The 13,265-nt window shown below is 64.8% G+C and carries 8 protein-coding genes; 3 read left to right on the forward strand and 5 right to left on the reverse strand.

Translation table 11 applies throughout. From position 1 onward, the window contains the following. Window positions 1-3: 3 nt before the first annotated feature. The 5 genes from ACN0S5_RS13155 to ACN0S5_RS13175 form a co-directional block, all read right to left on the reverse strand. Window positions 4-4,944, reverse strand: coding sequence for a DEAD/DEAH box helicase (locus ACN0S5_RS13155; protein WP_417208868.1), 4,941 nt, complete (start codon window positions 4,942-4,944; stop codon window positions 4-6). Continuing rightward, the gene (locus tag ACN0S5_RS13160; RefSeq protein ID WP_417208870.1) at window positions 4,941-7,907 is read right to left on the reverse strand and encodes a hypothetical protein; all 2,967 of its coding nucleotides are present in this window, start codon (window positions 7,905-7,907) and stop codon (window positions 4,941-4,943) included. Before ACN0S5_RS13160 ends, ACN0S5_RS13155 begins: the two co-directional genes overlap by 4 nt. Window positions 7,908-8,210: 303 nt before the next feature. After that, complete coding sequence (locus ACN0S5_RS13165) at window positions 8,211-9,347, reverse strand: SAVED domain-containing protein (RefSeq protein WP_417208872.1); 1,137 nt, start codon at window positions 9,345-9,347, stop codon at window positions 8,211-8,213. A gap of 9 nt (window positions 9,348-9,356) precedes the next feature. Beyond that, entirely contained in the window at window positions 9,357-10,079 is a 723-nt protein-coding gene (locus tag ACN0S5_RS13170) for a hypothetical protein (protein ID WP_417208874.1), read from the reverse strand. 4 nt (window positions 10,080-10,083) lie between these two features. Then, complete coding sequence (locus ACN0S5_RS13175; RefSeq protein WP_417208877.1) at window positions 10,084-11,307, reverse strand: nucleotidyltransferase; 1,224 nt, start codon at window positions 11,305-11,307, stop codon at window positions 10,084-10,086. Between the two features lie 175 nt (window positions 11,308-11,482). Here ACN0S5_RS13175 and ACN0S5_RS13180 point away from each other — a divergent pair, with 175 nt between their 5' ends. Genes ACN0S5_RS13180 through ACN0S5_RS13190 form a run of 3 tightly spaced genes read left to right on the forward strand, consistent with a single transcriptional unit; the run spans window position 11,483 to window position 13,228 of the window. Further along, window positions 11,483-12,040: a hypothetical protein gene (locus tag ACN0S5_RS13180; protein ID WP_417208879.1), complete on the forward strand. Its 558-nt coding sequence runs from the start codon at window positions 11,483-11,485 to the stop codon at window positions 12,038-12,040. Beyond that, a complete protein-coding gene (locus tag ACN0S5_RS13185) occupies window positions 12,030-12,446 on the forward strand; it encodes a hypothetical protein (protein WP_417208882.1) in 417 nt (138 codons plus the stop codon). The genes ACN0S5_RS13180 and ACN0S5_RS13185 overlap by 11 nt, the downstream gene beginning before the upstream one ends. After that, complete coding sequence (locus ACN0S5_RS13190) at window positions 12,443-13,228, forward strand: ImmA/IrrE family metallo-endopeptidase (RefSeq protein WP_417208885.1); 786 nt, start codon at window positions 12,443-12,445, stop codon at window positions 13,226-13,228. The genes ACN0S5_RS13185 and ACN0S5_RS13190 overlap by 4 nt, the downstream gene beginning before the upstream one ends. The last annotated feature ends 37 nt before the right edge of the window (window positions 13,229-13,265 follow it).

Below are 13,265 nucleotides of genomic sequence, written 5' to 3' on the forward strand. Positions count from 1 at the left end.
TTCTCAGGCATTCCATTGGGGGTCAATCCGGACGCCGGCGTCGATCAGGATCGACTCTATCCAGGCAAGAGCGGGCCTTCGATCGAATTCCGGCCAGTATCTCTGGTTGGAATAGTCGTTGAGGCATCGCGTGCAGCTCGTCGTGCAGTCGGGATTCTCGCAGGCGAGCAGCGCCCGGGCCGAGAGCAGCAGATCCCGCGCCAGGAAGCCGTCTTCCTGAGTCAGGCGGGTAGCATACCCGGCCCCGCCGGACACCGAGTCGTAGAGCACCACGACAAGGTATCCGTCGAGGCGTTGCACGAGGGCGCGCAGGTCGCGCGGATCTGTTTCGAGCAGTTCCGCGGCGCCGAGTCGCATCGCCTCCTGGAGTGTTCGGTCGAGTCCCGACCCCGGGGCGATCGCGGAGCCGTCCGGGGCTCGCGGGACAGTCTCGAAGAGGATGCCGCGCACATCGGTCTCGAAGACATGTGCAAGATCGACGGGGTAGACCGGTTGCGCGGGGTCGAAACGGCAGGGTTGTCCGCTGCGCGGGTTTTCGTGCGGCTCGATCCGCGAGGGTTGTTGCCAGGCATGCTCGGGACCGTGGCCGCGGACCGGAACGGCGTGTTCGCAGTTGCGGCACCAAGCGAAGCCGCCGCGATGGCGGCCCCTGTTCACGGTGATGATCCGCCCGAGCTCATGGTCCGGTCGGTTCGAGCCGGGAGCATGGAAGGTGAGGATTCCCGGAAGGTCCGTCGGCTGGTATTTGACTCTCGGGGCCTCTGTCAGCAGCAGCGCCTCGTCCGAAACCGTCGGGCGCAGGCGGCTGGCGCCGGGATCGCGGCCCTGGCCGTCGGACACGGATGTGAGAAACCCGTGCGGGCGAACGAAGGCGCGGGTGGCGTTGATCTTGCTGAAGGCGGATCCGCATTGCTGGCATTCGGGGTCCGGATCCATGCCTTGCGGAGTGACCTGCGGAGACCGGCAGAACTCGCAGATCCGGTAGCGAGCCCGTTCGATGAATGCGTCGTCTCCGGTGAACTTGGACCGCTTGGAGATGCCCGCGCTGGTCCAGACACGGCCGCCGGCGACGACTTCTGCCCCGGGCGCATATTCGGAAATGCCGATGGAGCCGTCCCGGTCGAGTTCGAGTATGGCGCTGTCGGCGGTCTGGCCGGCGCTGTTCAGGACCTCCAGGGAGACCGAATGGACCGGGAAGGAGTAGGTGGGAATGACCGCGCGCCGGGAGAGCTGGTCGATGAGGAACTGGTTCATGTAGAGCCGCTGCTGGGTGCGCAGAACGCCCAAGGATCGGTCGATTTTCTGAAACTTCTCGGCTGCCGTCCTGTCGAGAGCGGCGCGGCGCTCCTCGAGGTCGTCGATGGCGTCCTGCATCAGACCCCACCGGCCCCAGATGGCATCGGCGAAGTCCCTGATACGGCGACGCAGCGTCTCGGACAGGCCCGGCGCATCGAGCGCGATCGTCCGGTTCTCCGCCGGAAGGCGCTGACCGAGATTGGCGGCCTCTTCGATATGCGTCCCGGCATTGGAGAGCCAATCTTCGAAGTCGGCATCGAATGCCGCGCGCTCGGCCTCGGTCAGCGCCTCAGCGAAGACGTCACGCAGTCGTGGCGATCCGGATCTCTGGTATTGCGCGAGCCGGTGCTCGAGGAAGCGCGCGAGCAGCATCGAGAGCTGGTGGCGCTGGAAGAACCCGGCATTGTCGAGGCTCAGGTAGGGGATGATCGGCTGCGCGGCGAGATACTCGGTGAATTTCTCGTAGACCGCACGGTCGTAGCGCCCGGAGCGCGCGGTGGTCAGGACGATCGGGGCGACTTGGGCGCGCCGCCCTGCCCGTCCGGCCCGCTGCTGGTAGTTGGCGATCGAGGGCGGGACATTCTTGCAAAGGACCGCCTCGAGATCGCCGAGGTCGACGCCCATTTCCATCGTCGTCGTGCAGGAAAGCAGGTTGACCTCGCCGGCCTTGAAATCCTCTTCGATATCCGTGCGAACCTCGCCGGCGATCGCGGCGGTGTGCTCGCGGGCGATGCCCATGAGGGGGTGCTCGTTGTAGCGCGCGACGTAGTGGTTGCGCCGCGCGAGATCGGCACGTTCGTCTGCTGTGATCTCGCGAAGCCTGCCGTCGCAATACATGGCCTGGCAGACGCCGGCCGTGTCGAACTGGGTGCGGCTGCCGCAGGTCAGGCACTGGTAGAGGCTGACCTCGGACCCGGGCACGACGATGAGGGACCGGTCGAGCTTCAGTCCCCGGCCAACCCCGTGCTTTGCCGTCATCGAGCGCGGGTTCTCGATCGCCTTCCAGAACTGCGTCAGCGCGTCTCGTGCCAGGTTGTCGTCGATCGTCGTGCCGCTTGCGGCGGCCATTTTCTCCAGGAGCGCGGTGAAGCGGTTCGCCCGCCCCGCCGCGGGGACGAGAACCAGCGGAAGGCTGGTGTGAGGATTGCGCTCACGCGTGACGCAGCGGTTTTTCTGGGCAGCGATACGTGTCCAGATCGACTCGTCGACGAGATCGATCATGCCGGATTCCTTCTCGGCGATCGCGCGATGTTCCCGGATCATCTTCAGGATGTAACGCACGAAGGGCTCGGCGTAATCCTGGAGCGCCGCGGGCAGCACTTTCCGAACGGCATGCACGGGCCGTTCGATCTGGGCGTAGTCTATCCCGATCAGGCCGAAGCCCTCGAGGCTCAGGCGCCCACGCCCGAAGACGGTGATCTCGGCTGCCATGAGCGCCTTGAGACGGAGCAACTCGTTGGGCCCGGTCTCGAGTTCGGGCACCACGCCGGGCCGGTAGAGACGAAGCCCGTCCCGGCGCAGCTCGCGGGCGACCGCCCCGACGAGGTTGTCGATGTCCGCCCGCCCACCATCGGCGATCGCCCGCAGGATGGCACTGCGCAGCGCCTGTTCCCGGGAGGTGCGCTCGAAGAAGGGGGCAAAGAAGGCCGCGTCCTGGCGGTTGTCGGAGAAGACGAGCAGGTTGCGACCACCCATGGGCGGGCTGGTGCCGGCTTCCTTCCCAGGCAGGGCCTCGAGCAGGGTCTGCGACGCGACGGCAGCAATCGCCTCGTCGCCGGGCCGGACGGTCGTCACCGGCTCGAGATAGCGGGTCGAGCGGTGCCCGCAGGCGGCACAGCGCGCCATGTAGCGCGACCCGTCGTCAGGATCCTCTTCGAGGCGGACATCCTCGAGGGAGACCGATCCGGCGTCGTCCGGATCCATCGGTTGGCCCGTGAGGGGATCGATGCCGATGATCTGGCCCTGGTCCGAGGAATCGGTTTCGTGGTCTTCCTCGACCGCAATGCCGCCGGGAACGAGGCGGAGAAGGCGCCGGCTTCCGGACCCGGGAAGAGGATCGAGGCCCGCCGGGCCCTCCCATGCCTCGAGATAGGGCTCGCCGCAGTTCCGGCAGACGAAAAGTTCGTAGGCGGGTCGTCCATCGCCGTCATGTTCGGCGCCGATGACGATCCCGGCAAGGTTTTCCGGAACATCGGCGCGAAGCGAGACACCGGTGCGGTCGGGCGCGCGCGAGATCAGGTGATAGCGCGCCGGCAGGAGCGGGAAGACCGTGGACTCCTGGCTCACCGCGAGAACCCCGATCGAGATCAGCCCGACGAGGGCCGGAATGGCGTCCTCGCCGGCATTCGGAAAGACCTCGCGCGCCAGTGTGCCGATCGGCATGGCCCCGCTTTCCAGCTGATGGGCAATGGCATGGATTTCCTCGAATCCGGAAAGGCGCTCGATCAGGGCGTCCCCGATCGAGGGGGCGTCCTCGAGGGCAAGTTCGGGCAGGTCGAGAAGATCGGCCTCGAAGTTCCAGTCCTCGACGGTGAGCGGAGTGCCGTTCTGTTCCGCCTCGCCGGCGGCTGCGGCGAGAGCCCCGGCCTGCGCCCAGCGCGCCGCGTCGAGGCCGCTCCTGGACGGCGTCCGCGCAAGGCTCGGATGAGCCTTCCTCTGCGAGGTGATGACCGCGGCCTCACCGGCGAAGGGCTCGCCGAAAAGGCGTGACGCGAAGCCTGCGAGTTCCGTCTTGCGGCCGGGATCGAGCGAGGCGGATGTGCCGACACAGCGGACATGCTCGTCCGGGATTCCGAGATGCGCCTTGAGGCGGCGCAGAAGGAAGGCCACCTCGATCGCCTGGGCGCCCGCGTAGGTGTGGATCTCGTCCAGAACGATCCAGCGCAGGTCCGCGCCCGCCAGGAGTTGGCGGTTCGTTGGCAGGAGCAGGATATGCTCGAGCATGGCGTAGTTCGTGATCAGAATGTGTGGCGGCGTGGCACGCATTTCGGCCCGCGAGAGAAGCCAGTTCCCGGGGACGTCCGCATCCTCGCCGAAGGCCTCGACGAAACTCGGGGTCGAGCGGAGACGGGTGACCTCCTCCTCCCGGGTGGCGCGGGACTTGACCTGACCCGTGTAGCGACCGAGCGTGATCCCCGGGTCGCCGAGGTCGCGAAACAGTAGCTGGGAAATCCGGCCCAGTTGGTCGTTCGCTAGGGCATTGAGCGGGTAGACGAGGATCGCGCGCACACCCGGCCTCGAAAGGTCGCCCTGGGCGAGGATGTCATCGACGAGCGGGTAGAGAAAGCTCTCGGTCTTGCCCGACCCGGTGCCGGTCGCGACGAGGTAGTTTTCCTCGCGGCGGAGGGCTTCGGCCTGATGGGCGTGAAGGGGCCTGGTCCAGACGGACGGAGCATTCTCCGCGAAGGCCGACCATTCCGGCGCCAGCCGGCCGCGCGCATGCAGCTCGGCGAGGCTCTCCCCCTTCTCGAAGTCCGGAAGGGTCTCGACATAGGGCCCCTTGACGAAGTTCAACGCGCCGATGCTCCGGCGGAGCTGCTCGGCAAGTTCCGGTGCGCGGATCTCGTTGATGGGCGACGAGGTCGCCACGAAACGGGCCATCGTCTGGTTGAGATGATCGCGGAACTGGTTGGGGTCGAGGTTGGTCATGCGGAGGCGTCCTGTTCGATGGCGCGTGTCCAGAGCGCGCGGAAATAGACGAAGAACTCGACCCCTGCCCGAAGGATGAGAGTCAGGACCTGGCCGACCTCGTGCCGCGACAGGCCCGTCCGGAACTCGATGTCGTCGATGAAGGCCGCGGCGCGGCGCGCCGCGCAGGCGCGCGCAAAGCGCTCGATCAGTGCCGCGAAGCGCGCGGGACGAGGGTCGCCGCCGCCGCCCTGGTCGAAGGAGCGAAGCAGGTCGAGTTCGGCGACATGGGTATCGCACAGGAGGCGCGCCGTGCTGGCCTGCGTCCCCTGCCCCTTGAGGATGCGCAGGTCTGTCTCGTTCAGCCTGAAACGCAGGATCCTGAACGCGTGCTGGAGGGCGGCGGCATCGAGACCCGGGGGGATGGCGTCGTCCGATCCCAGGCGCTCCAGCCAGTCAGCCGCCGGTGTGTCGCCATGGACCGATGGTGCGGCTGCGGGCGCCGGGATGTCCTTCATGCGGTCGAGCGGGGAGAGGCCCGAGCTCTCGGGCAATCCGGCATAGGCGTGCAGCGGCGCCTCGAAGAGCCAGGGCGCCACGCCGGCGAGGTCGTGCCGTGGCGGCTCGCCATCCTGGCGGGAGACGCCCAGGACCGACTTCACCGGGCTCAGCATCCCGGATCGGGCAAAGGGCGCGAAGGCGGCCTCGTAGGCGGGCGCGATCGCCGCCGACAGCTGGCCACCCAAAGCGTCGGGCTCCGGGTCGGAAAGAAACCGGGCAAGCTGCAGCAGGTCCCGAAGGGCCGGGTCATTCATCTCCCCCGGCAGGCCCAGCGCGACGGGCGCGCCGGTCGCATCCCGGAGCGGGGTGAAATCCTCCTCGCCACCGGTGCGGACGAGGAGCATCGCACGAGCGGGTCCGCGATGCCGCCGCTTGTCGATCGTGACGGCGATGCGGCCTGCCTCCATCTCGTTGTCGACGCAGACGCCGTCGAGCGGCGCGTTCGGCGCGGGGTGGCGCCCGAAGGTGTGGTCGCCCTCCCGGGTGTGCCCTTGCGTGTCCTCGATGCGCAGACGCAGCGCGTTGAGCGGCCGGGTCGGCGCAAAGACGAGGCGAAGAGCGTCGTCGCTCTCGTCGACGGACATGGCAGCGGGATCGTCGAGGCGCCGGATCCGCGCGAGAAGATCGACGCGTCCTTCAGCGCGCCGGAGGGCAATCCGGTCATCGCCGCCCTCCTGCATCTCGAGCTCCGACGCGCCGATCTCGAGACTCTGACGCAGCAGAAACGGCCGGCGTTTCTCCTTTCCCAGGACCAGAAGGGCGGCGTCGCGGTCGGGAGACCTCAGAAGCAGCGTGTCGTGCCGGTTCTCATGGCCAAGGGTGAGCGTTGCGCCGCGAGGAACGTAGTGCCGCTCCCCCGTGGCAATGCGACAGTGCCAGAGCTTCTCGCTGCGCGCGGCGAGCCGAAACTCCCTCGTGTCACCCTCTCGCCGCAGGGCGAGGATCGGCGCCTCCACGTCGGAGCGCGGATCGACGGAGACTGTCCGGGGCCCCACGGTGAGCCCTGCCGATCTTGCCGGGTCGAAAGTCGCGGGCAGCGGCGCGTCTTCGAGATCGCCCTGGGGCGCGGCAACGCCCGGCCAAATCCAGCAGGTGGTGGACAGTTCCGCGCGCGCCTCGAGGTCTCCGGCTGCGCCCGGAGCGAGAACCTCGAAGATGACCGGGCGGGGATCGGCCGCCACATCAAGTCCGAAATCGGCGAATGGCAGTGTCGCGAGACCGTCGGCACCGACCCGGATGGACACGAACTGCGTCTCGCCTTCATGCCGGGCCCTGACGATCCGGCCCTGGCCGCCGATCTCGGGGTCGATCCGAAGCACGAGACCGCCGTCGCAGGAGAAGAGCGCATGGCTGCCGTCGCGTCCAAGGGCGGTTCCGTCGATCCAGAGGGCGGCGTCCGTGGGCGTGTGCAGCGTGAGGTCGGACCTGTCCTCGAAGCGGAGCGTCTCGCCCGTCTCGACCCATGCGACGAAGATCCCGGGATCTGCGGAAGGGATCGCGTCGCCGAAGCTGGCGCAGCGGAAGGGCGACCGCGACAGGGCGACCAGGTGCAGGGCGGCAATGTCGGCCGCATCCTCGGACCGGGTCACCCGGGCCAGGAATGCACCGCTGTCGGCATCGAAAAGGAGAACCTCACCGGGCGCGGGCGCGAATGGGACATCCTGATGGATATTGCCGGCGCTCCAGGCCACCTTGTCGGGCCAGGGCGGAGCAATCCGCAAGCGCTGTGACCCGGACATCTGGGTCGGAAAGAGTCCCGTCTTGATGCGCTGGGTCATGCGGGATGCCTCGGCCTCAAGGGCGAGATGGTCTCCGGTCCAGAAGACCCTGGGCGGACCCACGAGGTCGGTCCGGGTGCGACCGAATAGCCGTGCGGCGACGTCATACGCCTCGAACAGCCGTTTCTCTGCCTCGCCCTGCGGATCGATACCGCGGCGCCATGCCTCGAACCGCCGCGCACAATAGGCCGATCGATCGAAGTCGATCGCGGCATGAAGGCGCGTCAGGGTGGGACAGCGATCCCGCACCGCTCGGCGCTGCCAGGCCCGTGCGGCGGGCGTGTCCTCGATGGCTGGAGGGCCGACATGCAGGGCAGCGCCCACGAACGCCCGCGCAAGATCCGGATGTTGGGAATGCGCCGGCCCCAGCGGGGCGAAGAAGAGATCCGTGGGTTCGTTGCCGGACACCGGAAGCCCGAGGTGGCGCGCAGCGCGCCGGAAGCGGGATTTGAGGTCGTTCCTCGAGGAGGTTTCGGAAAAGTCCTCACCGACGAAATCGCTGATATGAGCGTAGACGTCCCGCGTCGAGATCCCGTAGCGCGCGGCGAGAGGATAGAGGACGGCCCACACGCCGAGGGCGGGCGCGCGGGTTAGGAGCCGCCAGAGAGGTTGTGCGCCAACAACGGAGATCGCAGTTTCCCGCATTGCCGTGCCCAGCCGGACATCGGCGATGAACGGGGTCGAGCCAGCCCCCGTCCAAGCGGAGACGATGGCGTTTTCGATATCGCTGAGACCAGGGTGTTCAGATATTGGGGTTGGAATCTCGACACCTCATACATGGCATTACTGTGCGAAGCAGGAAACTATGAAAGATCCTCAGCGATAATCACTGCATAACCAATTTTTCCAAATCGGATCAAAATGATTCCGATAGCCATTCATTTTTGTGACACTCCCCAAGTATCTATGCGGCAGGCCAGAAATTGAAGGAAGACGGATTATGCGGCCTCATGGCTCGATACGCAAACGGCGGAGGAACCCCTGCTCCGGGACCCTGTCATAGACATCGAAGCTCGGCTGCGCCTTCGGTTGCCATACCCGGCCGAACTCCACGGAACATGATAGCGGCGTTGCTGGAAAGACAGACAGATCGACATCGTGTCCATGCTGGTTCTGGATCTCATCGAAAGTGCGACGCGCAATCTCCCTGAACCGCCGAAGATCGTCCTTGTGCCGAATGATGCCCGCGCGGTGAATGTCGCTGCTGATCTCCCAGATCGAGACGTCGGTTCCGAGTGCCTTGACCACGGCATCATCGCTGACTTCGTTGGTGATGGAGAGCTTCAGGGCAACCCTCTTACCGCCTGATGCCCCGCGATGCAGATCGAACTGGACCTCCTCCCGGTCCTCCGGCCAGGACCACTGCACGGGCTCGCGTTGCAGTTCGAAGACGTCGGCATCCGAGATGTCGGAGAGCAATCGCCCCAACTCCATCAGGAGGGGGATCGGGGCGAGGCCGAAGACCGAAAGATGGCGGATGTCACCGCCCTCGAACCGGCCGAGCACTTTGCTGGCGAAATCTGCTCGGAGCACGTCCGGCTGTACCTGCCAATAGGTCGGGTCCGTGTCCTTGTAGTGCATGCCCTTGACCTTGATCTCGATGGGCCTGGCCTCCGCCGGCGTGCGATGCGGCAGGATAGCCGCCACACAATCATCGAAAGGAACGGCGGTTTCGTTCGGGCCGATCGGCGCGCTGAACTGGACAATGTGAGAGCGGCGGTTCGGGCCGGCCGACAGCACCATATCGACCCACGCCTCGTGATCCCGTTTCATCTGTCGAAGGCGCTCGGGCGGATAGGCGTCCGGGTTCTCGCGGTCGACCTCGCGATGACAAGGATCGCATAGGAGCATGACGTTTGTATGGTCATTGGCGAGACGCGGTGAGAGCTTCTCATCGCCCCTGGGTCCATTGACGCTGTCGGCAATGATGTGGGCGACGTAGCCCTTATTCGCGCCGGAGTTTCCCGACACCAGGTGGCCGATCAGCGGCTCGTTACAGTTCTGGAACTGACATCGTCCGGCGGACTTCGCCCATACGATGCGCCTGGTCTTGTCATTCAGATTTCGGGTTCCACTCTCGCCCATGTCTCGTCCTCACTGCACCCGCCTGAAGGGGCGGTTTCTATGGATTCTTCGCTGCACTTCTCGGGGCGACAGCTTCGGAGTCAGGTCGACCAACCGCCCAAGCCACGCCTCCGCCGTTTCCGCGCTCACCTGCATCCAGAAATCCTCGAGCGGGGTGCCGCAGCACTCCTCCGCTGACAGTCGGCCTCCGCAGGGGCACCCGGCCTCCATGTCCAGAGGGTCATCGTCGCGCCGGCGTTCCAGAACATTCCGAACCTCGGTCTTTCTCGGGCGGCACCCAATGAGTTCGGCCACCGCATCGATCCAGCCATCGACCCCATGACCCCATTCGTCGAACGGCCAGTCCTTGCCCTCCCGTCGGAGTAGCTGGCTCAGGAAGAAGTTCCTGAGCGGCCCCTCCAGGAAGGCCCCGATCGACGGGTCCTTCTGGGTCACCACCCATGTCTCGAACACGGTGACGCAGCAGACACCCGCGGACGAACAATGGAAGCTGTCACGCCTGGGAATGCTGTCATCCAGCATCGTTACCCTCGGCTCAGTCGCCGGATAGTCGGCTGGAATCTCGATCTTGATGCGATGCTCCGCCAACGGACCACGATCCCGGTAGGCAGGCAGCTTCGCCAACAGCAGGTAGGTGCCCTCCACGACGACCGCCTCATCCCGGACCGCAATCTCCAGGTAAGGCTGGTCGACGTAGAGGGCATCCCGGACGTCTCGCAGGAGTGTCTTCACCGCTTCATTCACCGGGGAACCAGGGCTTCGTCGTGGCCCCCGAGGCTTTTACCGCGGCGGCCTCTTCGGCGGCCACGGCCGCGCTGGCAGCCACTGCGGCCGTAGTCAGGGACATCAGGGGCGCGACCTTGCGGATCGTTTCAGCCGTCATGCTATCCCGGAACGCGGGCGGGATAGCGTCGAACCGGCTGCCGGCCAGGTAGGCGAGGACGTCCTGGCGGGCGCGTGCGATCCAACGCTCGAAATTCCTGCGCTTGACCGGTTTGTCCTCCCACTTGTCGGCGAAATTCTCCGCCGGATAGGACGGGTTCGGGATCACAGCGACGGGTCCGAGGTCCTCGATCGCACGCTGCATCTTGGGCAGGATGTTTCGAAGCGTCTCCGAGATCGTCGTCTCGCCATTGTAGGCTTGTGCCGCCAGGGTGGAGATGATGATCGAGATCGGCTTGTGCTCATCTCCGTCGAACATCACGTCCCGATGCCGCTTCAGCAGCTTGATGGCGTCCTGGAGGGGCGTCTGGACCTCGTGGTTCGGAAAGTCCTCGACCGAAGCGATGACGCGGCCAGCGGCGTTCATCTGGGCACGCTTCTCCTCGAGCACCTTGCGCTGACGGCCGCGGAACCAGCGGAGATAACCCTTCGGGTTACTGACGAGCCAGGTCGCACCGCGCACATGATAGCCGTCATGCTTCTTGTCGGTGATGCCGATCGCCGTGCTGGTGTAGGAGCGGACCACATCGAGATCGTAGCCGGCGGCGACGAGCGACGCCACGTAGCCGCCTGTCCCGGGGATGCTCGGCAGGATGTCCATGTGGAAGTCCGCCTCGTCGGCATATTCCATCGTCCAGCAGCGCCGACAATCTTGCGGCGCCTGCTTCATCTGATGCCTCGTGGCATAGGCCTTGATTTCCAGGCCTACCAAGCTCTTGAGTTCGGCCTGCGACATCCGCGTGTGGTCGCCCTTTTCAAGCTCGCACACCACGTCGACATCGTAGGCGTCGCCGTCGCCGACGGGGCGGATGACGGTTCCCAGGGCGAACGAGCCCTGAGCCGAGATCTTCGGCTTCAGGTGATGAACCTTCGAGTCCGGGCGGTCGAGCCATTCGCCGATGGACCGATACCGGCCACGCGCCTTCTCGTCATAGGTCTGCGGAATAGAGATCTCCCGGACGATGGCCCGGAGGGTGCCTTCCTTGGAAGTGATCTGTTTGTCTTTCGGAACGTTCATGCGATTTCTTTCTCTGCTCGGTGATGCGTCACCATATCATGGGGAAGGGCTGCCAGCGGGCCCTTGTTATGGTATGCGCACCAAAGCGAGAGTTCCGGACACACGGAGCCAAGAAAATTTGTCCGGCGTCATGGTTCTCGGGCGCAGACACTAATAGCGGCAACGAGGGCGGCCCATGCAGCAGGCGAAAACCGAAGACCAGTTCCACACCGTTGAGGAGTTCAAGGCTGCGCTTTCTTTCGGGGAAGCAGATTGGACCTACCTCCGGCGCCTCGCGCGAAACCGATGCCGGGTCCGCCGACCGGGAGAAGAAGATGAGGTCATCCAGGAGGCGATCTGCAGAGCGCTCGAGGGCAAGCGCCGGTGGCCGAAGGGGCTGAACCTCTTCGCCTTCCTCTCTGGCGTGATGAAGAGCATCGTGTCCGAGAGCCCGAAAATCGGGTTCCGGCGTAACATTGACCGGGACATCGATGCGGCGGCCGATGCGATTTCAGAGGACGCCAGCGCGGCCGATCTGGTGCTCGAAACCGAGGTCGTGACCTATGTCATGGCACTTTTCGAAGACGATGCAGAAGCCGAGGCCCTGGCTGAAGGCATCATGGAGGGCTGGGAGAAGGACGATCTCCTTGGCCTCTTCAATGGCGACGTGACCCGCTACGAGACTGTGCGCAAGCGCTTCAGACGTAAGGTAAATGCGCACCCGAAACTCAAGAGTATGATCCATGGTGAATGACAAAATGTCGAAGCTCGATCGTCTCGAGGAAGCCATCAACGAGGACATCCTGGCGATGACGCCAGAGGAAATTCTCGAAGAAGCCAAGGCTGATGGCGAAGACACAGCGGCTTTTGCCAAGTCCATGGATGTGTGGCTGCAAGGTGCGATCGCTCAAGCCGACTCGACACGCCTGAAGAATGCTCGAGCAGCTCTTGAACGCGACCGAGATCGGTCGAACGCCAACGTTGACCCGATGAGAAAGCGCGGGGCGAAATCACGGCCTGAAGGCTTCGCTCCTGACACTATGGCCGCGCGAAATGGCAAGGAATTGTCCGAGCGCGACAGGGCGGCTCTCGATGAGGATTTTGATGAGCTGTTCGACGATGACGCATGGGGAGATGATCAGGACGAAACCGATAAATGACCCATCAACCTCGGACCGCGGCAAGGCTTCTTGAATCTCTCTCGATCAACGAGCCCGAAGGGATCGACCTGGAAGCCATTGCGTGGCTGAGCGGCGCGAAAGTCAAGTATCGCGAACTGGACGGTTGTGATGCCTGCATTGCCGGCAGGGCAGATGTTGGCAGAGCGATAATCTCGATCGACAATCGAAGTCTTCCCCGCCGACAGCGGTTTTCCCTGGCGCACGAAATAGGACACTGGGAATGGCACCGCGGGCATCAGCTTCTGTGCAGCAAGGATGATATCAGGGGCAGCGGGATCAAGCTGAAAGGCCTCTCACGAGAGGCCGCGGCCAACCGGTTTGCCGCGGAATTGCTGATGCCTGGTTTCATGATCAAGAACGCGATGCGTGACTTCAATCGTCTCGACATGAAAACTGTGAGGGAGCTGGCGGCGCGTTTCAATGTCAGCCTGACTGCGATGGCTTATCGTCTGGTCGAGAGCGATGTGCACCCTTCCCTGCTCGTCGCATACGGCAAAGACGGACGTCACTGGTTCGTTCGGTCGAAGAGCATCGCCGAGATATGGTTTCCTAAGGATCGCCTGGACGATGAAAGCGGAGCCTACGATATCCTGTTCGGCACCGCTCAGGATGACCGCTTCATGTCGACCGTCGAGGGCGACACATGGTTCGATGTCGATTGGGCTGACCAGATCGAGCTGGGTGAGCAATCGTTCAGAACTCAAGAGAACGAGGTTGTTTCGCTACTGGTGGCGCGAAGCAAGAGGATGCTCGCCGACTGAGAGCCGGCCGGGAGTCGTCGGCCACGAACGTCATGAG

It is taken from the genome of Antarctobacter sp. (genome assembly GCF_048262615.1).
Classification (GTDB): Bacteria; Pseudomonadota; Alphaproteobacteria; order Rhodobacterales; family Rhodobacteraceae; genus Antarctobacter.